Annotated in this window: 22 protein-coding genes; 4 read left to right on the top strand and 18 right to left on the bottom strand. The window is 63.1% G+C overall.

Annotation, left to right across the window (positions count from 1 at the left end):
• The first annotated feature begins 76 nt into the window (after nucleotides 1-76).
• The gene (locus JSO19_RS05370; RefSeq protein ID WP_270910258.1) at nucleotides 77-2,092 is read left to right on the top strand and encodes an NADPH-dependent 2,4-dienoyl-CoA reductase; all 2,016 of its coding nucleotides are present in this window, start codon (nucleotides 77-79) and stop codon (nucleotides 2,090-2,092) included.
• Nucleotides 2,093-2,101: 9 nt separating this feature from the next.
• Here the strand turns inward: JSO19_RS05370 and JSO19_RS05375 are convergent, their stop codons facing one another.
• The 5 genes from JSO19_RS05375 to rpmB all read right to left on the bottom strand — a co-directional run bounded on the left by JSO19_RS05375 (nucleotide 2,102) and on the right by rpmB (nucleotide 5,667).
• Complete coding sequence (locus JSO19_RS05375) at nucleotides 2,102-4,096, bottom strand: cytochrome c oxidase assembly protein (RefSeq protein WP_270910259.1); 1,995 nt, start codon at nucleotides 4,094-4,096, stop codon at nucleotides 2,102-2,104.
• Between the two features lie 169 nt (nucleotides 4,097-4,265).
• Nucleotides 4,266-4,544, bottom strand: coding sequence for an HU family DNA-binding protein (locus JSO19_RS05380; RefSeq protein ID WP_217136269.1), 279 nt, complete (start codon nucleotides 4,542-4,544; stop codon nucleotides 4,266-4,268).
• A 410-nt stretch (nucleotides 4,545-4,954) separates the two neighbouring features.
• Nucleotides 4,955-5,260 (bottom strand): 30S ribosomal protein S14, encoded by a 306-nt coding sequence (gene rpsN / locus JSO19_RS05385; RefSeq protein ID WP_217136267.1) that lies wholly within the window; start codon nucleotides 5,258-5,260, stop codon nucleotides 4,955-4,957.
• A 3-nt stretch (nucleotides 5,261-5,263) separates the two neighbouring features.
• Nucleotides 5,264-5,431, bottom strand: a complete 168-nt coding sequence (gene rpmG / locus JSO19_RS05390; RefSeq protein ID WP_217136265.1) for a 50S ribosomal protein L33 — start codon at nucleotides 5,429-5,431, stop codon at nucleotides 5,264-5,266.
• The gene (rpmB, locus tag JSO19_RS05395; RefSeq protein ID WP_217136263.1) at nucleotides 5,431-5,667 is read right to left on the bottom strand and encodes a 50S ribosomal protein L28; all 237 of its coding nucleotides are present in this window, start codon (nucleotides 5,665-5,667) and stop codon (nucleotides 5,431-5,433) included. Before rpmB ends, rpmG begins: the two co-directional genes overlap by 1 nt.
• 183 nt (nucleotides 5,668-5,850) lie before the next feature.
• Here rpmB and JSO19_RS05400 point away from each other — a divergent pair, with 183 nt between their 5' ends.
• The gene (locus tag JSO19_RS05400) at nucleotides 5,851-6,732 is read left to right on the top strand and encodes an EamA family transporter (RefSeq protein WP_270910260.1); all 882 of its coding nucleotides are present in this window, start codon (nucleotides 5,851-5,853) and stop codon (nucleotides 6,730-6,732) included.
• A 39-nt stretch (nucleotides 6,733-6,771) separates the two neighbouring features.
• The gene (locus JSO19_RS05405) at nucleotides 6,772-7,554 is read left to right on the top strand and encodes an SGNH/GDSL hydrolase family protein (RefSeq protein ID WP_270910261.1); all 783 of its coding nucleotides are present in this window, start codon (nucleotides 6,772-6,774) and stop codon (nucleotides 7,552-7,554) included.
• On the opposite strand, the gene JSO19_RS05410 is transcribed toward JSO19_RS05405, so the two are convergent.
• The 9 genes from JSO19_RS05410 to JSO19_RS05450 all read right to left on the bottom strand — a co-directional run bounded on the left by JSO19_RS05410 (nucleotide 7,551) and on the right by JSO19_RS05450 (nucleotide 16,495).
• Nucleotides 7,551-8,381 carry an amino acid ABC transporter permease gene (locus JSO19_RS05410; RefSeq protein WP_270910262.1) on the bottom strand — a complete coding sequence of 277 codons (831 nt, stop codon included), beginning with the start codon at nucleotides 8,379-8,381 and terminating at the stop codon, nucleotides 7,551-7,553. The two genes, JSO19_RS05405 and JSO19_RS05410, sit on opposite strands and share 4 nt — an antisense overlap.
• The gene (locus JSO19_RS05415) at nucleotides 8,378-9,028 is read right to left on the bottom strand and encodes an amino acid ABC transporter permease (RefSeq protein ID WP_442915674.1); all 651 of its coding nucleotides are present in this window, start codon (nucleotides 9,026-9,028) and stop codon (nucleotides 8,378-8,380) included. The genes JSO19_RS05410 and JSO19_RS05415 overlap by 4 nt, the downstream gene beginning before the upstream one ends.
• 64 nt (nucleotides 9,029-9,092) lie before the next feature.
• Nucleotides 9,093-9,959 carry a glutamate ABC transporter substrate-binding protein gene (locus tag JSO19_RS05420; protein WP_270910264.1) on the bottom strand — a complete coding sequence of 289 codons (867 nt, stop codon included), beginning with the start codon at nucleotides 9,957-9,959 and terminating at the stop codon, nucleotides 9,093-9,095.
• A 65-nt stretch (nucleotides 9,960-10,024) separates the two neighbouring features.
• Nucleotides 10,025-10,804: an amino acid ABC transporter ATP-binding protein gene (locus JSO19_RS05425; RefSeq protein ID WP_442915675.1), complete on the bottom strand. Its 780-nt coding sequence runs from the start codon at nucleotides 10,802-10,804 to the stop codon at nucleotides 10,025-10,027.
• Between the two features lie 205 nt (nucleotides 10,805-11,009).
• Nucleotides 11,010-11,411, bottom strand: a complete 402-nt coding sequence (locus JSO19_RS05430; protein WP_270910265.1) for a Fur family transcriptional regulator — start codon at nucleotides 11,409-11,411, stop codon at nucleotides 11,010-11,012.
• A gap of 52 nt (nucleotides 11,412-11,463) precedes the next feature.
• Nucleotides 11,464-12,948 (bottom strand): phytoene desaturase family protein, encoded by a 1,485-nt coding sequence (locus tag JSO19_RS05435; protein WP_270910266.1) that lies wholly within the window; start codon nucleotides 12,946-12,948, stop codon nucleotides 11,464-11,466.
• 60 nt (nucleotides 12,949-13,008) lie between these two features.
• Nucleotides 13,009-14,736, bottom strand: coding sequence for a cytochrome b/b6 domain-containing protein (locus JSO19_RS05440; RefSeq protein ID WP_270910268.1), 1,728 nt, complete (start codon nucleotides 14,734-14,736; stop codon nucleotides 13,009-13,011).
• Between the two features lie 2 nt (nucleotides 14,737-14,738).
• Nucleotides 14,739-15,707: an electron transfer flavoprotein subunit alpha/FixB family protein gene (locus JSO19_RS05445; protein WP_270910269.1), complete on the bottom strand. Its 969-nt coding sequence runs from the start codon at nucleotides 15,705-15,707 to the stop codon at nucleotides 14,739-14,741.
• Between the two features lie 11 nt (nucleotides 15,708-15,718).
• On the bottom strand, nucleotides 15,719-16,495 hold the full coding sequence (locus JSO19_RS05450) for an electron transfer flavoprotein subunit beta/FixA family protein (RefSeq protein WP_270910271.1): 777 nt from the start codon (nucleotides 16,493-16,495) through the stop codon (nucleotides 15,719-15,721).
• A 146-nt stretch (nucleotides 16,496-16,641) separates the two neighbouring features.
• Between JSO19_RS05450 and JSO19_RS05455 the strand changes: the two genes are divergently transcribed.
• Nucleotides 16,642-17,187, top strand: a complete 546-nt coding sequence (locus JSO19_RS05455) for a MarR family winged helix-turn-helix transcriptional regulator (RefSeq protein WP_270910272.1) — start codon at nucleotides 16,642-16,644, stop codon at nucleotides 17,185-17,187.
• Nucleotides 17,188-17,206: 19 nt separating this feature from the next.
• Here JSO19_RS05455 and mmsB read toward each other — a convergent pair whose 3' ends face one another.
• The 4 genes from mmsB to JSO19_RS05475 all read right to left on the bottom strand — a co-directional run bounded on the left by mmsB (nucleotide 17,207) and on the right by JSO19_RS05475 (nucleotide 22,195).
• On the bottom strand, nucleotides 17,207-18,124 hold the full coding sequence (mmsB, locus tag JSO19_RS05460; protein WP_270910273.1) for a 3-hydroxyisobutyrate dehydrogenase: 918 nt from the start codon (nucleotides 18,122-18,124) through the stop codon (nucleotides 17,207-17,209).
• Nucleotides 18,115-19,284 carry an acyl-CoA dehydrogenase family protein gene (locus JSO19_RS05465; RefSeq protein ID WP_270910274.1) on the bottom strand — a complete coding sequence of 390 codons (1,170 nt, stop codon included), beginning with the start codon at nucleotides 19,282-19,284 and terminating at the stop codon, nucleotides 18,115-18,117. Before JSO19_RS05465 ends, mmsB begins: the two co-directional genes overlap by 10 nt.
• Nucleotides 19,285-19,296: 12 nt before the next feature.
• Complete coding sequence (locus tag JSO19_RS05470; RefSeq protein WP_270910275.1) at nucleotides 19,297-20,814, bottom strand: CoA-acylating methylmalonate-semialdehyde dehydrogenase; 1,518 nt, start codon at nucleotides 20,812-20,814, stop codon at nucleotides 19,297-19,299.
• 97 nt (nucleotides 20,815-20,911) lie between these two features.
• A complete protein-coding gene (locus JSO19_RS05475; RefSeq protein WP_270910276.1) occupies nucleotides 20,912-22,195 on the bottom strand; it encodes a M20 family metallo-hydrolase in 1,284 nt (427 codons plus the stop codon).
• Nucleotides 22,196-22,203 lie beyond the last annotated feature (8 nt).

Genomic DNA, 22,203 nt, shown 5'->3' on the forward strand with positions numbered 1-22,203 from the left:
CACCACACGAATCGAAGTTTGTCGTAGGCCCTTGTTATGATCGGCTCAGCTATAGCCCCGACAGAGAGGTCATCGCATGAGCGCCTACCCACACCTCAGTTCGCCGGTTACGATCGGCAATATCACCCTGCCCAACCGTACGGTCATGGGGTCGATGCACCTGGGTCTTGAAGAACACCCGCAGGGGTTCGAGCGCATGGCGGCGTTCTATGCCGAGCGCGTGCGCGGCGGCACTTCGCTCATCGTTACGGGCGGCATCGGGCCCAACGCCGCGGGTGCGCTGACGCAGGGCGGCGCCACCATGACCTCCGAGCAAGACGTCGAGAAGCACCGGCTCGTGACCGACGCGGTGCACGAGGCCGGCGGCCACATCATCATGCAGCTCTTGCATGGCGGCCGCTATTCGACCCACCCCGACCTCGTTGCCCCCTCGGCACTGCAGGCGCCCATCAACCGCTTCTCGCCACGCGCCATGACGGCCGAAGAGATCGAGAGCACCATCGTCGAGTTCGGCGAGGCGGCGAAGCTTGCACTCGAGGCCGGCTACGACGGTGTCGAGGTCATGGGCTCAGAGGGCTACCTCATCAACGAGTTCTGCTCGCCCGCAACCAACCAGCGAGATGACGAGTGGGGCGGCACCTCTGAGAAGCGGCGCGCCTTCGCTCTCGCCGTCACCGAACAGGTGCGCTCGGCCCTCGGCCCAGACGCGCTGCTCTCGTACCGCATCTCGGTTGCCGACCTCGTGCCGCACGGCATGAGCGTTGGCGAGACGCTCGAACTCGCCCAGCAACTCGAGCCGCTCGGCGTCGACATGTTCGTCACCGGCATCGGCTGGCACGAGGCACGCGTTCCAACGATCGCCACGAGCGTTCCGCGCGCAGCCTTCATTGACTTCACCGAGGCGCTGCACTCGGTCGCCACGATTCCCGTCGTCGCGACGAACCGCATCAACACCCCAGAGGTAGCCGAAGAGATTCTCAGCGCCGGCCGCGCCGATCTCGTCGCGCTCGCGAGGCCCCTGCTCGCCGACCCCGAGTTCGCCGGCAAGGCAACCCGCGGCGAGGGCGACCGCATCAACACCTGCATCGCCTGCAACCAGGCCTGCCTCGACCATATTTTTGCCGGCAAGGTCGCCTCGTGCCTCGTGAACCCCCGAGCGGGTCGCGAAACCGAGCTGGTGCTCTTGCCCACCCGAACGAAGCGCAGCGTCGCCGTCGTTGGCGGCGGTGTCGCGGGCATGGCCGCGGCCACCTCGGCCGCATCACGAGGCTTCGCCGTGACGCTCTTCGAGGCACGCGACTCGGTTGGCGGCCAGTTCGACATGGCCATGCGCATTCCCGGCAAAGAAGAATTCACCGAAACCATTCGCTACTTTCTCGGCGAGCTCGACCGCCACGGCGTTACCGTGAAGCTCGGCGCGCAAGCGACCGCGAGCGACCTTGAGGGCTTCGATGAGGTCATCATCGCGACCGGCGTTTCACCGCGCATTCCCGCGCTGCCTGGCGTCGACCTGCCCCACGTGGCCTCGTACGCCCAGGTGCTGCGCGGCGAGCACACAGCCGGCGAACGCGTCGTCATTCTCGGCGCGGGCGGCATCGGCTTCGACACCGCAGAGTTTCTCACCCAGAAGGGGCCCTCGCACGCCCTCAATGCGGCAGCCTTTCGCGAGAGCTGGGGCATCACCGAAGACCCAACCGTTCCAGGCGCGGTCGGCAAGCCGCAGGCCGTCGAGAGCGCCCGCGCCGTGACGATATTGCAGCGCAAAGCGACCAAGGCGGGGGCCGGCCTCGGCCTCACCACGGGCTGGATTCACCGAGCCGAAGTGCAACGCCGCGGCGTGCGCACCATGGTCGGCGTTCAATACGACGAGATCGTCGCCGAGGGCATTCGCGTCACGATCGAGGGCGAGCAGCAGCTCATCGAGGCCGACACCGTCGTGCTGTGCACCGGCCAAGAGTCGGTCATCACCCTCGCCAACGAACTCGACGCGCTCGGCCGCAGCTACCACCTCATCGGCGGCGCAAAGCTCGCCGGCGAGCTCGACGCCAAGCGAGCCATTCGTGAGGGCACCGAGGTCGCTGCCGCGCTGTAAGAACGCGCGCTACGGGCGCGTGATCTTCTCGTCGCGGGCGGCCTGCTTCTGCAGCATCTCGTTGTAGGCGAGGAGCTCGGCCTCGCCCGAGCGGTCGGCGGCGCGGTCCTTGCGCTTCTGTACGCGGTCATCGTCACGCATCCACAGAATTGCGACGGCAACGGCAAGCGCGAGGGTCGGCAACTCACCGATGCCCCAGGCGATCGATCCGCCCTGTGATTGGTCTTCAAGCGGCGGCAGGCCCCACGTTCGACCCATCGCACCGAACCACTCGGGCAGCATCATCGTGTTCATCGACATGATCGTCACGCCGAAGAAGGCGTGCGAGGCCATCGTCGCAAAGAGAATCACGAGCCGAATCGGGTAGCTCGAGCGATACGGCACGGGGTCGATGCCGACCATCGCGAGCGCGAAGAGGTAACCCGAAATCAAGAAGTGAATGATCATCCACTGGTGGCCGAGGTGCTCGCGCATCGCCCAGCCAAGAATCGGCGAGAAGTAGAACACCCAGAGCGAACCGGCAAAGATGACGGCCGCGACAACGGGGTTCGTGATGAACTTCGACCACGGCGTGTGAATGGCCCACATGACCCACTCGCGCGCACCCCACGAGCCGTCGTGGCGCTTCGGAACCGCACGCAGAAGCAGCGTCACGGGGCCAGCGAGCACGAGCAGCAGCGGAATGAGCATCGTGAGCATCATGTGCCCGAGCATGTGCACGCTAAAGAGGTAACGCTCGTAGAGGTTCAGCGCGCCGTTCGTGGTGTAAAAGAGCACCGCGAGGCCGAGCAGCCACGAGATCGTGCGGCCCACGGGCCACTTGTCGCCGCGCTTGCGCAGCACCCACACGCCCGCGAGGTACAGCACCGCACCGAAGACCGGAACCAGGGTCCAGAGCAGGTCAAACTTCCAGCCGGTGATGTACCCCATCGGCGTGAGCTCGGGAGGCAGCGGATCGCCCGTGAGCCACTCGGCAGGCCCAATCGCGCCGCCCGACTCTGAGGCCGCCTCGATGGGAACCGGCGTCTGCGTGCGCCCGAGCGCCGCGGCGAGACCCGACGCGATGCCCATGACGGCGAGCTCAACGACAACGACCTGACCGAAGGCGCGCCTGCCGCGATCGCTCGCGCCAATCTTGGGAATCATGATGAGACGGTGCACCGCGCCGAAAATACCGAGGGCAACGATGGCGCCCGTCTTCAGCATGACCACCATGCCATAGCCGGTGCCAAACAGGTCTTCCATGGTGCCGATGCGCAACATTGCGCTCACGATGCCCGAGAGGGCCACCGCGACAAAGGCGAAGAGGGCGAGGAACGAGTAGCGCTCGGTGATGACCTGAATGCGCTGCCGGTCGACCACCCGCGAGACGACGATGAGGGCGACCAGGCCGCCGATCCACACCGCGGCTCCGAGCATGTGAATGAAGAGTGTGTTGACCGCCTGCGCGTGACCAGCGGCGCCCTGCGCGTGGCCCTGCTGCGCGAGCGGGAAGAGCGTCAGCACCGAGACAACGAAAGCTGCGAGTACCCAGCGGCGGTCTTGAACGGCAAAGCACATCACCGTCGAAATGGCCCCGAGCAGCATCATGAGCACCCAGAGCTTACCGAGGTCAATCTCAGTCGCGAACTGGGCGAGACTTGCACCAAAGCTCTCGTCGAACGAGAAGTCCTGGCCCGTCATGTCGAGGTACATGAACACGAAGGCCGCGGTCGATGCGGCCGTCAGCGTTGCCGCGGCTCCCGCCGCGAGATCGAGCACGGCGCGCAGTTCGGCGCCCTCGCCCTTGAGCGCCCACACGGCGAGCAGCAGCGAGCCAATGAGCACGCCACCCGAGAGGTTCACGAGCATGCGCGCGAGCGGTACCGCGTACCGAACCACGTCGCCCGGATCGAGCATTGGGCGTGGAGCGCCCGCGCCACCCACCTGCATTCCGACGAAGCAGGCGATGACGCTCACGATGATGAGGGTAGCTGGGGCAAATACCCGAAGACTTCTTGGCACCCTTCCAGACTACTGCCAGGCTGCTTGAAACGCTCTGGGGGCGGCACAGCTCAAGAAGCACGAAAGCCCCCAGAACATTCTGAAATGTTCTCCGGCACGTGCGGCTTCGAGGCCGCGGGCGGAGCCCACTTCAGAATATTCCAGGGGCGCTTCGTGAAAGGAAGCGGTGTTACTTGACCGAAGCCTTGAGCTTCGAGCCAACCGATACCTTGACGCGCTTGCCAGCAGGAATCTGGATGCTCTCGCCGGTACGGGGGTTGTGGCCGGTGCGTGCAGCGGTTGCTACAGCCTCGAATGAGAGCCAGCCGGGGATCGAAACCTTGCCGCCATCAGCGACGGTCTCTGAGATAGCAGCGAAGACGCCGTCGAGCACGCTCGAAACGGTAGCCTGGCTCTGGCCGGTCTCGGCAGCAACCTTAGCGACAAGCTCAGTCTTGTTCAGTGACATTTTCTGTCCTTCCAAGGGCCCGACATTTCTGCCTTCTTGGGCCCTAACGTTTCTTCTTGGTTTCCCTCGCACATGACGAGGCTGATCAAGTGATCGCTACGAATCTACACCAGATTTCGCTGAAACATGCCACATTTCGCCAAAAATCTCGGCCTTTCGCAAAAACTGACGCCCTTCTGCGTCACATGCCTTCACACGCGCACCAGATCACCGAGAATCGCCCGAATTTTGGCCCTTTTCAGGCGATCCATGGCTATACTATGCCGCGGATCCCGGTGGTCACGACGCCCGCTCGGGCACCGGTCGCAGCCCGGCAACCGATTGCCGCGGCCCACCCCTCGTGACCCGCAAAGCACAAGAGGCGGAGCCCCGAAGGGATCCGCCTCTTGATTGAAGTCTCAGACTCGCTGTTACCAGCTCGACTTGGTGATGCCGGGAAGCTCACCACGGTGAGCCATCTCACGGAAGCGAACACGGCTGATGCCGTACTTCGTGAGCACGCCACGGGGGCGGCCGTCGATGACGTCACGTGAGCGAACGCGTACGGGTGACGCGTTGCGGGGGAGCTTCTGGAGCCCGCGACGAGCTGCCTCGCGGCTCTCGTCGGTTCCGTTGGGATCGATGAGCGCTTTCTTGAGCTCGATGCGCTTCTCAGCGTAGCGAGCAACAACTTCCTGGCGCTGCTTGTTCTTAGCGATCATGCTTTTCTTCGCCATGGATTAACGCTCCTCTCGGAATTCAACGTGCTTGCGGATGACCGGATCGTACTTCTTGAGCACGAGGCGGTCGGGGTTGTTGCGACGGTTCTTGCGGGTCACGTACGTGAACCCGGTGCCTGCCGTCGAACGCAGCTTGATGATCGGACGTACGTCTTTATCTTTAGCCATTAGAGCTTCACCCCACGCTTCTGCAGATCTGCAACCACAGCCTCGATACCGCGTGCGTCAACAACCTTGATACCCCGAGTCGACAGGGTAAGGGTTACCTTGCGGCCGAGTGAGGGCACGAAGTAAGACTTCTTCTGAATGTTCGGATCGAACCGACGCTTGGTGCGACGGTGCGAGTGCGAAATGCTGTGACCGAAGCCTGGAGTGGCTCCCGTCACCTGGCACACTGCTGCCATAATGATTCTCCTTGAATACCGTGAGACCGTTGCCGGCCTCACCCAAGATCTCTTGTCGGCGTATGAGGCGGTTGCCCCATACACGGCGTGTGCAGGTGGAAGCTACACAGCCAATCAACAAGACTACGGGAAAACACGCCCGGCCACAAGCGAAAACCTTGGCCTCGCGGCTAGCATGGCTGCATGACACACGAGCAGGGAACCCGCGCGCAAGCATCGGGGCTCGCGCTCGTCATTCTCAGCCAGCTCTCGATGCAGTTTGGGGCGGGCATCGCGACCTTCCTCTTTCCGCACGTGGGCGCCACCGGCACCGTCATGCTGCGCCTCTTCATGTCGACCGCCGTGCTGTTCGTGGTGCTGCGGCCCCGACTGCGCGGGCTCAGCCGCAAAGCGTTGCTCGCGGCGGCAGGCCTCGGCGTCGCCCTCGCTTCAATGAACACGCTCATCTACCTCGCCTTCGACCGCATTCCGCTCGGCGCGGCCGTGACCTTCGAGATGCTCGGCCCGCTCATGCTCGCGGTCGTGCTCTCGCGCAAGCTCTCGAGCTGGCTTCTCGCGCTCGTCGCGGGGGTAGGCGTGTGGCTCGTGAGCGGCGCATTCCCCTTTGGCCAGGGTGCAGAGGGGGCTGCGGGCCTCGATCCGCTCGGTGTCGCCCTCGCGTTGCTCGCGGGCGCAAGCTGGGCCGGGTACATCGTCTTCACCCGCGCCACCGTTTCGCTCTTTCGCGGGGCCGAGGGGCTCGCGGTCGCAATGCTCTTTGCCTCGGTGTGCATCGCCCCGTTCATGGTGACGGTCGACGACCTTTCCGCTTTTCTCAACCCAACCGTGCTGCTGCTCGGCCTCGTCGTCGCGCTCCTCTCTTCTGCCCTGCCCTACGGCATCGAACAGCTCGCGATTCGCCGGCTGCCCACCTCGCTCTTCGCGATGCTCATGAGCCTCTCGCCCGTCATGGCGACGCTCGCGGGGTTCGTCTTGCTCGGCCAGTCAATGAGCCTCGTCGAACTCGCCGGTATCACCTGCGTCGTCACCGCAACCGCAGTCGCACTGCGCGGCCAGGCCCGGTGACGCACCGCTTTCGCCGCGACGGGCGATACAGTAGAGCCTATGAGCGCGTTTGAGCTGCGCCACCCGATTCGGTACGTGGCGATTGGCGACAGTTTTACCGAGGGCATGGGCGACGAACGCCCCGACGGCACGCTACGCGGTTGGGCCGACCTCGTGGCCCAGGGGCTCGCCGACGCAACGGGAGAGACCGTGCTCTACGCCAACCTCGCGGTGCGGGGCCGCTTGCTCGACGCCATCATCGACGAACAGCTCGAACCGGCGCTCTCACTCGAGCCGACGCTGCTGAGCCTTAACGGCGGCGGCAACGACATGCTGCGGCCCGGAACGAACCTCGAGTCGATTCTTCAGCGCACGCGCGACGCCATGTCTCGCGTCGCAGCGGCTGGCGTGCAACCGCTGCTCCTCGCGGGACCGAACCCGACCGGCGGTATTCCGAGCGGCGGCACCGTCAAGGCCAAGGGCGACGCGCTCGTGGCCGCGGTCGGCGACATCACGAACGCTCTCGGAATCGCCTACACCGACAACTGGTCAGACCCCGAGCTGCCAGCACATCAGTACTGGTCACACGACCGACTGCACTTAGGCCCCGTGGGCCACACCCGGGTCGCGCACAACGTGCTCGGCACTCTCTCGCTTCCCGTGCCCGCCGATTGGGTCACGGCCGCCGCCGCAACACCAAAGCCGACCCTGCGCCAAAACCTTCGCTACGGTCGCGAACACGTTTTGCCGTGGATCGGCCGCCGGCTCACCGGCCGCTCAAGCGGCGACGGGCGCACGGGAAAGCACCTCGAGTGGATCGAAGTGCCTCCCCGCACCCGCTAGCCTGCGCGTTTAGCGTCGAGCGTGCGTGCCGTGCGGCGCCCGATCCACGAAACCGTGAGGTTAATCGTGAGGTACATGACGACCGCAACAACCCAGAAGGTAAACATGTAGCGGTTACCGAAGAACGTCTCGAGAAGCTTCGACTGTCTTGCCAGCTCATCGTAGGCGACGATGTACCCGAGCGAGGTGTCTTTCAGCAGGACCACGATCTGCGCGATAATAATCGGCAGCATCTGCTTGAAGGCCTGCGGAAACTCAATGAGAAAACGCGTCGCCGTCGGGGTGAGCCCGACCGAGAGGCCTGCCTCGCGCTGCCCCTTGTTGAGCGAGACAATACCGGCACGAAGCGCCTCGCCGATGATCGCTCCGTTATAAATCGCAAGCGCGACAACGACCGCGATGAACGAGGTCGTCGAGGCAACGAGCAGGATGAAGAGCATCATGAGCAGAACGGGCATGCCCCTGAAGAACTCGAGCACGATCGTGACGGGAATTCTGATCCACTTCGTGTCGGCCATGCGGCCAAAGACAAAGAGCACACCAATGATGAGGGCGCCGATCGTCGCGACAGCTGCCGCTCTGAGCGTATTCAGCGCGCCCTGACCGAGCACCTGCCACACGCGACCGTCGGCGAGCACATCCCACCTCGTGGGGTCAAACATGCCGGGGGTCTCAGCACCGTTGGCCGAGATACGCGGCTGATAGAGCTGCCAACCGACCCACGCGAGCAGGCCAACAATGAGCAGCACGCCAACGATCGAAATGAGGCGTGAGCGCTTCAGCGCTTTCGGTCCAGGAGCGTCGTAGAGAACTGTTGCCTGTGTCATCGCAGCACCTGTACCTTCTTTTCAATCGCCCCGGCGATCAGCCCGAGCGGAACGGTGATGAGCAGGTAGAACACGGCGACGCCCGCAAGAATCGCGAGCACCTCGTTGCCGTGACTGTTGGTGAGCTGCCTCGCAACGCCGAAGAGCTCGACCACGAAGAATCCACCGGCAACCGACGTGTTCTTCGTCAATGCGATGAACACGTTAATGAGCGGCGGAACAACCATGCGAAGCGCCTGCGGCAAAATCACGATCGTGAGGGTCTGCCCGAAGCTGAGACCGATCGACCGTGACGCCTCGGCCTGTCCAACGGGAACACCGTTGATACCGCTACGAAGCGCCTCGGCGACGAACGGCGAGGTGTAGATCGCGAGCGCGATCATCGCGAGCACCTCGTACGGCGGCCGGTTCGGGGCGATGAGCGGCAAGACGAACACGAAGAACATGAACATCAGCGTTAGCGGCACATTGCGAACGAGCTCCGTGTAGCCCGCCGCGAATACCCTCAGCGAGGGCACCGGCGAAATGCGCATCGCCGCAACGAGGAGACCGATGACCATGGCACCGGCACCCCCGACGAGCAGCAGTCGCAGGGTCATCAAGAACCCCGCGAGCACCGCGTCGATATTTTCGAAAAGCACACTCACTGTGTTTTTCCTTCCGTGCATCGGGGCGGAGGCCTAAGCCTCCGCCCCGTATGGTGCTGACCGTCTAGTAGCGCTCAACCGCTGGCGGGGTTGGCGTGCTCAGCACGACACCCGCGGTGTTCTCCCAAGCCTTAGCCCAGCGACCATCGTCGTAGGCCTTCTCAAGCGAGTCGTTGATGAAGTTGCGGAACGCTTCGTCGTCCTTCTTCAGGCCGATGCCATATGGCTCTTCGGTGAAGGGGTTCTCAACAACCTCGAACTCACCGGGGTTCTGATCGGCGAGGCCCGCAAGAATCACGTTGTCGGTCGAAACCGCGGCTGCCTTGCCTGCGCGAAGCGGCTCGAGGCAGTTCGAGTAGGTGTCGGTCGCCATCGTGTCTTTCACACCCTCGGTCTTGAGGTTTTCAAGCGAGGTTGAGCCGGTCACTGAGCAGACCGTCTTGTCGAGAACATCGTCGATGCCCTTGATGTCGTCGGTTCCAGCGAGCACGAGCAGATCCTGACCCGCGATGTAGTACGGCCCCGCGAACGAGATGACCTCTTTACGAGTGTCGTTAATCGTGTAGGTCGCGACCACAATGTCGACCTTGCCATTTTCGATGAACGGTTCGCGGTTTGCCGAGACGGTCTCTACCCACTCGATATCCTTCTCGGGGTCAAGACCGAGCTCTGCAGCGATGATCTTCGCGACCTCGATGTCAAAGCCTTCTGGGCTGTCAAGACCCTTCAACCCAAAGAGGGGCTGGTCAAACTTCGTGCCGACGGTAATCTTGCCAGCATCTTGCAGCTTGGCCATCGTCGTGCCAGCCTCGAACTCAACGGCCTCGGGCTTCGGGCCCGCCTCTTCGTTGCCGCCCTTGTCTGATGAACATCCCGTGAGCAACAGTGCTCCCGCGGCGACAAGCACCGCTGCCTTTTTCATGAACTTCATACCATCGTTCCTTTCTCGAAGCGCACCGGGTTACTGATGCGCAATCACGTTTGGCCTCGTAAGCCCTAGTGGCCAAGGATCTTCGAGAGAAAATCCTTCGCGCGTGAGGTTTGGGGGTTCGTGAAGAAGTCTTCTGGCTTTGCCTCTTCAACGATCTGGCCATCGGCCATAAAAATAATGCGATCGGCTGCACGGCGCGCAAAGCCCATCTCGTGCGTCACGGCGACCATCGTCATGCCCTCGTTGGCGAGCGAGATCATCGTGTCGAGCACCTCGTTAATCATCTCGGGGTCGAGTGCCGAGGTTGGCTCGTCGAGAAGAATGAGCTTGGGGTTCATGGCGAGTGAACGCGCGATCGCAGCGCGCTGCTGCTGACCACCCGAGAGCTGCGACGGTAGCTTGCCAGCCTGGTTCGCGATGCCCACCCGATCGAGCAGCTTCATCGCGAGCTCTTCGGCTTCTTTCTTCTTCATGCCGCGCACCTTGATCGGCCCGAGCGTGACGTTCTCGAGAATCGTCTTGTGCGCGAACAGGTTAAACGATTGAAAGACCATGCCAACGTCTGCGCGAAGCTTTGCAAGCTCCTTGCCCTCAGATGGCAGTGGGATACCGTCAATCGTGATCTCACCATCGTCGATCGTTTCAAGGCGGTTAATCGCACGGCACAGCGTTGATTTACCCGAGCCCGATGGGCCGAGCACAACAACGACCTCGCCACGCCCCACGGTCGTGTTGATGTTGTTGAGAACGTGAAGGTCGCCATAGTGCTTATTGACGTCCTTGATGATTACCAGGGGCTCGTGCTCTGAAACTACGCGCACAGCCGTTGTGTTGCCGTTAGTCATATCTTCATAGTGCGCGCGATGATCACCTCACGCAAACCATGACGCACGCATAACGCCCGAGGGATACACCGACCTTTCCCGCTCACATAGTGAGCTTCAGGCGGCTATAACCAACAAATGGCGGCAACCATCGTGCCCCAATTGTTACCAACCCCGCCAGTGGCATTCCGCATACCGAATGACGGATATAAGCGTCAAGTGTCGCCTATTGGCAATCCTGACACAGCCCGAAAATGTCGATCTCGTGGCTTGGCTCGGTGAAACCGTGTTCACGAGCCACCCGCTGCGACCAGTCTTCAACGATCTGTGCGTTGATCTCTTCGGTGCGGCCACAGTTGCGACAGATGAGGTGGTGGTGGTGCCCCTTCACCTCGCAGGCAAAGAACAGCGTCTCTCCCGTTGGTGAGAGGATCGTGTCGGCCTCGCTCGATTCGACGAGCGAAGAGAGAGCGCGGTATACCGTCGCGAGACCGATAGCCGACCCCTGATCGCGCAAATCAGCGTGTAGCTGTTGCGCTGAGACGAACCCTTCGACGTGTTCAAGTGCGTCGCGAACAGCTGCTTGCTGCCAGGTTCTGCGTCTCGGAGTCTGTGGCTGAGTGGTCATCGTACCCCCAAGGTTTGGCCTTTGGCGTACCACAATGGTACCCGACCGCGCCTCACACTAGGCTTTGAAAACTGAGATCTGGTGCGCGCAGTCCATACTGTGCGCGCAGCGCCTCTTTCGCCGCGTACCAGCCGGAGAGCCCGTGCACCCCCGGCCCCGGCGGGGTCGACGACGAGGCCAGGTACAGGCCCACGACGGGTGAGCGCCACGGTTTCGCCTTCAGCGTCGGCCTCGCGATGAGCTGCGGCAACGAAACCGCGCCCGCGCTGAAGTCGCCGCCGTGGTAATTACGGTTATACCGGCTCAGTTCATCGGCCGTCGTCTGCTTCACCGCGACGATTCGGTCCCTGAAGCCCGGCGCGAAACGCTCGATCTGCCTGATGACTCGCTCACGCATGTCTTCGTTCGACCCCGCGGGAACGTGCGTGTAGCTCCACACGGCGTGCGCCCCAGCAGGGTTGCGGTCAGGGTCAAAGGCCGTTGGCTGCGCGAGCAGCACGTATGGTTGCCCAGGGTGCCGTCCCTTCGCGACCTGCGCCTCAGCGTGCGCACCCTGCGCCCGGGTGCCCCCGAGGTGCACGGTCGGCGCCTCGTGCACGCGCTCATCTCTCCAAGGAATCGGCCCGTCGAGCACAAAGTCAACCTTCGTCGCCCCGTCACCGTATGAGAAGCGCTCGAGCGACCTGCGGTACCGCTCCGGGAGCTTCCTCGCGGCAATGCGCGCAAAGCCACGAGCAGAGGTGTCAAAAAGCACCGTCTCGAAGCCGTCGAGCTGGCCAATATCGTCAATCGCCATGCTCGTTTCGATGCGCCCGCCGTGAGCCAGCAGATCGTCGGCGAGCACGTCGGCAATGCGCTGCGATCCGCCAATGGGCACCGGCCAGCCGCTCGCGTGGCCGAGCGTGCCGAGCACGACGCCAACCGCGGCGGTTGCGAGGTTAGGCATTCTGCCGATGCTGTGGGCCGCGACGCCAGAGATGAGTGCGGGGGCGGCCTCCTCGTGAAACCTGAGGTTCCACAACGGTGTTCCCTGCTCGGCCGTGCGCAGACCCGTCGCGATCGTCGCGAGAAGGTTTGCGGGCAGGCGCAGCATCGATCCGCCAAGGGCAAAATCAACCACGCCGTCGACTCGCTTCAGCAGTGGCTCGTAGAGCCTGCGGTAGGCCTCACCGTCGCGGCCGAGCTCGGCTGCCGTGCGGTTCAGGTCACGGTAGGCGATCGCGGCACGGTCGCCAGCGGCGCCGTCGAGCGGGTTCGCGTACGAGGCCTCGGGCACGGCAAAGCGCATGCGCTTCGTGAGCTCAAACTCGCGAAAGAACCCCGTGGCAAGCGCCATCGGGTGAATCGCAGAGCAGACGTCATGCAACACCCCCGGCTGCACGACCTCCATCGTTCTCGTGCCACCACCGATCGTCTCGGCGGCTTCGTACACGGTCACGTCGAGCCCGGCCCGCGCGAGGGTGACGGCCGCGGCAAGCCCGTTCGGTCCAGAACCAACAACGGCGGCACGGGCGGAGCGTGGGCGGCTAGTCGTCATGTGTTTGAGTGTACAGCCGCTCCGCTCCAGACGAGGAAGCGGCCGTACAGTGCAACCCGTTTAGCGGTTACTGACCTTGCCAAAGGCGCTGGCGATCGGCGCGAGCACGAGCGGCTTGCACGCAAACCATCCCGCGACCGTGATCGCGATCGAGAGCGCGAACAGCCAGAAGCCCGTCCAGTTGACCACGTCGGTGCCGGCAAACATGTGGTTGAGGTTGCGCAGCGCCCCCGTCGCGAAGACGAGAAAGACGTGAATGAGAATGAAGAGCACGAAGAAGAGCATCGTCGGGAAGTGCACGGCGCGAGCAAGCGGCGCCGGGAACATCTTGTTGAGCTTCTCAGCGTCCTTCGGCCACCACTCGCTCATGCGCACGCCGGTGATGATCGCGATGGGCGATGCAACGAACACGACGAGGAAGTACATGATCTGCTGCAGGCTGTTGTAGTTGACCCAGCCGTTTTCGACGGGCCAGTCGAGCGTCATGTACTGCAGCAGCGACGAGGCGGCGTTCGGGAACACTTCCCAGCTCGTCGGCACGATGCGCATCCAGTGGCCCGAGGCGAAGAGCAGCACCACGAAGATGAGCCCGTTCACGATCCACAGAATGTCGAGCGACGTGTGCAGCCACAGGTTAATGCTGATCTTCTTGCCGCCCTTCTTGGGCGTCCAGAAGGCTGGCGGCTGCTGTTGCGTACGAACGAGCAGACCAGAGCGAATGATGAGCACCATCAGGAAGATGTTGAAGAAGTGCCCCCAGCGCGCCCATGCAGGGAAGCCGGGCTCGCTCGATTCGGGCAGTTCGTACTCGCCCGGGTAGCGTTCGAGCCACTCGGGAACCCCTGGAAGCGTTGTCACGCCCCTCGCCGCGAGCACGAGAATCGCAGCGGCGACGATCGCTCCAAGGCCGCCGAGCACGACAACCTTGACCCACCAGGCAAGCTGTTTGCCGCGGATCATGATCGGTTCACGCTTCGGCTTAGCTGGTGCCGCCTTGGCCGCCGGCTGGGTGGCTGGCTTCTGAGCCTGAGCCACCGGTTGGGCCTGCGCGGCGGGCTGCGCCTGCGCCTCTGGCTGGGCAGCGGGCTCGGCCTGTGCCGCTGGTGCTGGCGCTGGTTCTGCGACCGGGGCTGCGGGCTGCGCGGCCGGGGCCTGCGCGGCGGGTGCCGCCGCTGGGGCCGTCGGAGCAACCGGAACCGCCTGCAGCGCGACGCCCTCTGGCGGCCACGGTTCCCCGCAGGCCACTCGCGGTAAGCCGCGACGCAGCGCGACCTCTCTGAGTTCTGCGGGGGCAGCGGTCGCTGCCGCCGCGGGAGCCGCGCTCGGCGTGGCTGCTGCGGGAGCCGCCTCGGCTGCCGGCTCTGTCGCTACCGCTGCTGCTGGGGCTGACGCTGCGTCAGTGCTTGCGGCTGGTGCTGCGGCAGGAGCCGCTGCAGGGGCAGCCGCAGGAGCGGCTCCGGGGAGCGTGCCACCAGCTGGCCAGGGTTCACCGCCTGCGACGCGGGGCAAGCCCTGCCGCAATACCTGAGCCGAGCCTGCCTGCGGGGCCGGGGCCACCGGCTGAGCCGGGGCTTCCTGCTCGGGAGCCTGCTGCGCTACGGGCGCCTGAGCGGTTGCCTCTTGCACCGCTTGCGCTGGGGCGGGCGCCGCGACGGGAGCATCAGCGACCGGGGCCGGGGCGGCCTGAACGGTCGCCTCGGTCGTGGCCAACGCTCCGCCCGCGGGCCACGGTTCTCCGCCAGGGGTGCGCGGCAGTCCTTGCCGCACCTGGCCCGTGTACGTTGCCATGGCTACTTCTTTCGTGATTCAAGCGCGGCGATGAGCTGCGGCACCACCTCGAAGAGATCACCAACAACGCCAAAGTCTGCCACCTCGAAGATGGGGGCGTCAGCGTCTTTGTTAATCGCAACGATGGTTTTCGCGGTCTGCATGCCAGCGCGGTGCTGAATGGCGCCCGAGATACCGAGGGCGATGTACAGCTGCGGCGAAACCGAAACACCGGTCTGCCCCACCTGATAAGTATGGGGCACCCAGCCCGCGTCGACCGCGGCGCGTGATGCGCCCACGGCGGCGCCGAGCTGATCGGCGAGCTGCTCAACGAGCGAGAACTGCTCCTGCGACCCGAGGCCGCGGCCACCCGAAACGACCGTTGCTGCCCCCAGCAGCTCGGGGCGTGACGACACCGCGGTTTCCTCTTCGAACGACTCGATCGTCCCGGCGGGCTTGCCCGAAGCCTCGACCATGAGTGTCTCTTGCACGAGCGCCTGAGCTGCTGCGCGGGCGTCGACCGACCCCTGACGGAGCGTCACGACCGGTGCGCCAAACGTCGCCGTCGAGGTGGTGTTGTAGGCACCGCCGTACACCGAGTGCGAGGCGACAACGCCGAGGTCGTCGCGGGCAATGCCGATCGCATCGACCGAGATCGCGCGCTTCGTGCGCACCGCGAGACGAGCAGCCGCGTCACGACCGTCGACCGACTGTGAGAGCACGATAGCGTCGGGCTGCACGAGGTCGGCAGCCTGAGCGAGCGCGTCAACGAGCGGAACCCCGAGGGCACCCTCGGGAGCCTCGGCAACGAGCACCTGTGCCGCACCGAGCTCGGCGAGCGCCGCAGCGTGCGCCGCGTCGCCCACAATGAGCGCGACCGGCGTGCCTACCTGCGAGGCAGCACCGATGAGTTCTGCCGCGCTCTTAGCGAGCGCACCCGAGGGGGTCGTCTCAGCGAGAACGAGAATTGAATCCTGAGCAAAATCAGCCATTGTAACGCTCCCTATACCAGTCGGTTCTCGGCCAGGAACTCGGCGAGCTTCTCGCCCGCGTCGCCCTCGTCGGTAATCTTGATGCCGGCCTCGCGAGGCGGCTTTTCAGCGACCGTGAGCATGATCGAGCGCGCAACCTCTGGGTTGTCGGCTGCGACCTCGAGGTCGGCCAGGGTCAGGGTTTCCAGTGGCTTCTTCTTAGCCGCCATGATGCCCTTAAAGTTCGGGAAGCGGGGGTCGGGAAGCGTTTCGGTAATCGATACCACAGCGGGAAGCGAGGCGCTCACGCGCTGCACTCCGCCGTCAACCGGGCGCGATCCACTCACCTTGCCATCGGCAATCTCGAGCGAAGAAAGGCCCGAGAGGTACGCCGCGCCAAGGTTCTCGGCGACGGCCGCTGGAACCATACCGCTCGCGCCATCGGTCGAAACGTTGCCCGCGATGACGAGATCAAACCCTGCGCGGCGGATCGCTGCCGAGAGCGCCTCTGCCGTCAACGTCACGTCTGCGCCGAGGAGCGCCTCATCGGCGATGTGGATCGCGCTGCCCGCGCCCATCGCGAGCGCCTTGCGCACGGTCGCGACTGTTCCGTCTGGTGCGAGTGCAAGCGCCACGACCTCGGTACCCTCGTTCGCCTCTGCGTACGTGAGGGCGGCCTCCATGGCACGCTCGGTAATTTCATCGAGCACGGCGTCACTCGCCGCGCGATCTGCTAGACCGGTTTCTAGGTTGAGCTTACGGTCACCGTAGGTGTCTGGCACCTCTTTGACCAAGACGATCAACTTCATCGTTTCTCCATTCAGTCTTTCCCACAATTATCTTAGCCCGTCTCATATGGAGGTATACAAATAGGCATACGGCATCCCAACGTGCAAAGAAAGGAATATATGCTCGCTATGGTTATTGAGTACGAAAACGAACCGAGGAGCGGCTGATGAAGCGAAACCGGCCGATGCGCATCGACCCCATTGCTGAGGCGAAACGTCAGTGGACGAACCACGGCTGGGAAGAAGCGTCACCCGGCATGGCCGCGTATACCTCGATCATGAGGGTGCACCAGCTCATGCTCTCTGACGTCGAGCAGGTACTGAAGCCCCTCAGTCTTTCTTTTGCACGGTACGAGCTACTTCGCCTGCTCGCCTTTTCTCGCGAGGGCCGCATGCCTATGTCGAGCGTTGTCTCGAGGCTGCAGGTACACCCCGCGAGTGTGACGAGCATCGTCGACCGTCTCGTGCTTGATGGATACATGAAACGGGAATCGCACCCCACCGACGGCAGGGCAACGATGCTCGTTATTACCCCCGCCGGCAGCGACATTTGCGACCGGGCTACCGAGGCGCTCAACCGTGAATCGTTTGAGCCCTTCGATATGCCCGAGGAAGACACCAACGCGCTCATCGGCATTCTCGCTCGCTACCGCAAGCGCGCTGGCGACTTCGAAGACCCGACGCCGAAGCCTGAGTCACTCGAAGAGTTCTAGGCCCCGGCACCGCCAGGAGCTATGCTCCCGGTTCTTCGGCACCCTCGCGAATCACGTTGATGATGCCTGAGAAGTCGGTCGTGGCGCCATCGCCCTCGGCATACGCCGCATAGATGCGCTCTGCGTGCAGCCCGAGAGCCGCCTGCATACCCGTTGTCTCAATTGCGTGGCGTGCGAGACCCAGATCTTTGGCCATGAGCGCGCCGCTAAAACCAGGCTGGTAGTCGCGGTTCGCCGGCGAAGTCGGGACAGGCCCCGGCACCGGGCAGTTCGTCGTGAGCGCCCAGCACTGGCCTGAAGCATTCGCCGCCACGTCATACAGTGCCTCGTGGCTCAGACCCAGCTGCTCGCCGAGCACGAAAGCCTCGGCGACGGCAATCTGCGAGATGCCGAGAATCATGTTGTTGCACACCTTCGCGGCCTGGCCGAGCCCCGACGATCCGCAGTGCACAATGCGTTTGCCCATGACCTCCAGGAGGGGAAGCGCCTCGCTAAAGTCGCCCTGTTCGCCGCCCACCATGAAGGCGAGCGTTGCCTGCTCGGCCCCAACGACGCCGCCAGAAACCGGCGCATCGAGGGCACGGTGGCCCGCCTCGCGCACCGCATCGGCGGCCTGGCGCGACTCTTCGACCGAGATTGTCGAGCAGTCAAGAAAGAGCGTGCCGGGCTTTGCCTCTGAAAGAAGCCCCGGGGCCGCTGCGCTGCCGTAGACCGCGAGCACATGCTTGCCTGCCGGCAGCATCGTGATCACGATATCGGCTTCGCGGGTCGCCTGCTCTGCCGAGTCAGCAATTTCGACCCCGCGATCACGAGCAGCGTCGCGCAGTTCGGCAACGAGGTCGAAGCCGAGCACTCGATGCCCGGCACCGGCGAGGTTCGCGGCCATGGGCGCGCCCATGTGCCCCAGCCCTACAAAAGCGATCGTGGTCATGCGCATTGCTCCTTTCGTTTGCCCGCCAGCATGCTCTTGCCAACGATGGTGTTCATGATTTCGTTCGTTCCCTCGAGAATCTGGTGCACCCTGAGGTCGCGCACGACGCGCTCGATGCCGTACTCCTGCAGGTAGCCGTAGCCGCCGTGCAGTTGCAGCGCGCTGTTCGCCACCTCGAAGCAGGCATCAGTCGCGAAGCGCTTCGCCATGGCGCAGGCCACCGCAACCTCCGGATGATCATGATCCATGTAGGCCGCCGCCCGCTGCAGCATCGCACGCGAAGCCTGCAGCTTCGTCTCCATGTCAGCGAGCACAAACACCACCGACTGCAGCTCTGAGAGCGGGGCACCGAAGGCCTCGCGCTCCTGCACGTAGGTCAGCGCACGGTCGACCGCCCACTGTGCACCGCCGAGCGAGCAGGCCGCAATGTTGATGCGGCCGCCATTGAGGCCGCGCATGGCGAAGGTAAAGCCCTCGCCCTCCTGGCCCAGAAGGTTTGCCGCTGGAACCCGAACGTCTTCAAAAATGACCTGCCTGGTCGGCTGCGCGTTCCACCCCATCTTGCGTTCGTTCGGGCCGAACGAGAGGCCCTCGCTCCCTGCCGGAACGATAAACGCGCTCACGCCCTTTGGCCCGGGACCTCCGGTGCGGGCCATGACGAGGTACACCTGCGTCGACCCGGCACCCGAGATGAACTGCTTCGTACCGTTGAGCACGTAGTGATCGCCGTCACGCACCGCCGAGGTCGCCAATGCAGCCGCATCAGAGCCCGCGCCGGGCTCAGTCAGGCAGTAACTGCAGAGGTCGGTCATCTCGACGATGCCGGGTAGCCACTGTGCCCGCTGCTCGGCGTTGCCGAACGTGTCGATCATCCACGCCACCATATTGTGAATCGAGATGTAGGCGGCAACCGCGATGTCGCCCTTCGCGAGCTCCTCAAAAATGGCGATTGCGTCACTGCGAGTGAGGCCTATGCCGTACTCATCAGAAACATAGAGGCCACCGAGGCCAAGCTCACCCGCCTGCCTCAGAGTGTCAACGGGAAAGATTTTTTCGGCGTCTCGCTCGCTCGCGTAGGGCACGAGCTCTGCCTGGGTGAAGTCGCGCACCGCGTCGATGATCGCGTTGCGCTCTTCATTGTCGCCCGGGGTTTGCGTCCAATGCATGGCACGGTCCCCTTAATCCATCGTCGGCATGACGAAACTTGCGCCACCCGAGGCTTGTTCTTTGGCACCCGATGGCCAGCGGCTCGTGACGGTCTTAGTCTTCGTGTAGAAGCGGAAGCCGTCGGTGCCGTGCTGATTCAAGTCGCCAAAGCCAGACTTCTTCCACCCGCCAAAGGTGTAGTAGGCGATCGGCACCGGAATCGGCACGTTCACGCCAACCATGCCCACGTTGACTCGGGCGCTGAAGTCGCGCGCCGTGTCGCCGTCGCGGGTAAAGATCGCCACACCGTTGCCGTACTCGTGGTCGGTCGCGAGCGCGAGCGCCTCTTCGTAGTCACCGGCGCGCACAACCGCGAGCACGGGGCCGAAGATCTCTTCGCGGTAAATCGCCATGTCGCGAGTGACCCCGTCAAACAGCGTAGGCCCAAGGTAGAAGCCGTTCTCGTAGCCCTCGAGCGTGAAGCCGCGCCCGTCGACCACGAGTGACGCGCCCTCATCGATGCCCTGCTGAATGTAGCCCTCGACGCGCTCTTTCGCCTGACTCGTGACGAGCGGGCCGTAGTCGGCGCCCTCGTCAAACGAGTGCCCCACCTTGAGCTCGGCCACACGCTCGGTCAGCTTCGCAACGAGCGCGTTCGCGGTCTCTTCGCCGACCGGAACAGCGACCGAGATCGCCATGCAGCGCTCACCCGCCGATCCGTAGCCAGCGCCGAGCAGCGCATCGACGGCGTCGTCGAGATCGGCATCGGGCATGATAATGAGGTGGTTCTTCGCGCCGCCGAAGCACTGCGCACGCTTGCCGTTTGCCGCCGCGCGCTCGTAAATGTACTGCGCAATGGGGGTCGATCCGACAAAGCCAATCGCCTGCACACGCTCGTCGTCGAGCAAAACGTCAACGGCTTCTTTGTCGCCGTTGACGACGGTGAAGATGCCGTCTGGCAGGCCCGCCTCTTTCCAGAGTTCTGCGAGACGCAGCGGAACCGAGGGGTCACGCTCTGATGGCTTCAGGATAAAGGCGTTGCCCGCCGCAATGGCCGGCCCACACTTCCACAGGGGAATCATCGCGGGAAAGTTAAAGGGAGTAATGCCGGCAACAACACCGAGCGGCTGCCGCATCGAGAACACATCGATGCCGGTGCCCGCGGCCGAGCTGTACTCGCCCTTCAAGAGATGCGGTGCGCCGATCGAAAACTCGATGACCTCGGCTCCACGCTGAATATCACCCATCGAGTCAGCGACCGTCTTACCATGCTCACGCGAGAGGGTTCGAGCGAGCTCGGGGCTCTCAGCATTCAGCAGCTGCAAGAACTTCATGAACACTCGGGCACGCTTCTGCGGGTTGGTCGCTGCCCAACCGGGCTGCGCGGCCTCGGCCGTCGCGATTGCCCGCTCGACCTCCTGCTTACTCGCGAGCGGCACACGGGCCTGCACCTCACCGGTGCTCGGGTTCCAGACGTCGCTGAATCGGCCTGATGAGCCAAACACGTGCGCGCCCTGAATGAAGTGAGTGAGTTCGGGTAGATCAGTCACGGTACTCCTTTTATGTCATCGTCGACAACAACTCGAAAGTAGTTGGGGTTCCAACTATATCGGTTGTGGGCCAATAATGACAGGTATGGAATCTCGCCTACTCATTCACTGGCTGAGAGCCGCCCTCTCTCGATTCAAGAGCCAGCTCCCCCACAAGCATCCGCTTTGCGACTTCGCTCAGCATGTCCAAGCCGGCAAGAAGGTCTTCGTCTCTGGTGTATTCAGCAACGTTGTGCGAAATACCCTCCACACTCGGCACAAAAAGCATCACGGTTGGGGCAATATCTTTCATATTCGTTGAGTCATGCCCGGCAATTGTAAACACACGATCATGCGTAAATCCCAGTTCCTCCACAACACTCTGCGCAAGCGCCACCCCTTCTTCCTGATAAGGATTTTGCGCCCATGAATGTTCTGCGATGATCGACATCTGCGTTCTCGTCGACTCGCAGATCAACTCACTCCCCGTTATGAGCTTTTGCACTGCTTGCTCAAGCACTTGCGTCGAGGGAGAGCGCAAATCAAGCAAGATTGTAGCTTCACTCGCAACAACGACAGGCGAGTTTGGGTAAACCTGAATTTCCCCGACAGCAGTATGGAGTTGCCCAGGCTTGAACAGAGAGGTCACATCATGCGCAGCAACGATCATCTGTGCGGCAGCGAGCAACGCGTCTTTCCGGTCTTCCATGAGCGTTGAACCGCTATGGGCCTGCTGCCCCGAAAACCGGAGTTCAAATTTGTGAGCAGCCCATGTTGCATGAACGAGCCCAATCGTCACGCCTTTTTCGTCCATGTCGCGCCCTTGCTCAACATGAATTTCGGCATAACTTGACACTGGCAATGCCTCGAAACTACCTCTCTCACCAAGAGCGTCTAAGGCTTCACGCACCGTGCATCCTGAGCTGTCACGACTTTTCAGCGCATCTTCGAGCTCCATCTTGCCCGTAAACACCGAGCTCCCCATCAAGGAAGGTTTAAAACGAGAGCCTTCCTCATTAAACCAATTCACAACCGCAATATTCTTCGTCGGCTGCAGTGACAAGGTTTGAGCATCAGCAATTGCGCGTTTCGCGGCAAAGGCAGCAGCTAAAACACCATATGCACCATCAAATCGACCTGCTGTAGGTTGGGAGTCGAGATGCGACCCCATGAGCACGTAAGGCTGCCCCGGATGAAATTCATACAGTGCAAAAAGATTTCCTATTGCGTCTCGTTCAACTCGAAAACCCCAGCTCCTCATCAATGTTTCAAACCATTCACGTTGTTGACCGTCTGCAGCACTCGCGGCTTCCCGATGCACCCCTAAGGTCCCTGAAACGGCCCCGAATTGCGAGAGCTCTTCCCATTTTTCTAGAAAGCTCATCCCTGATGCCTCGTTCATTTTTCTCC

Source organism: Leucobacter sp. UCMA 4100 (assembly GCF_027853335.1).
GTDB lineage: Bacteria > Actinomycetota > Actinomycetes > Actinomycetales > Microbacteriaceae > Leucobacter_A.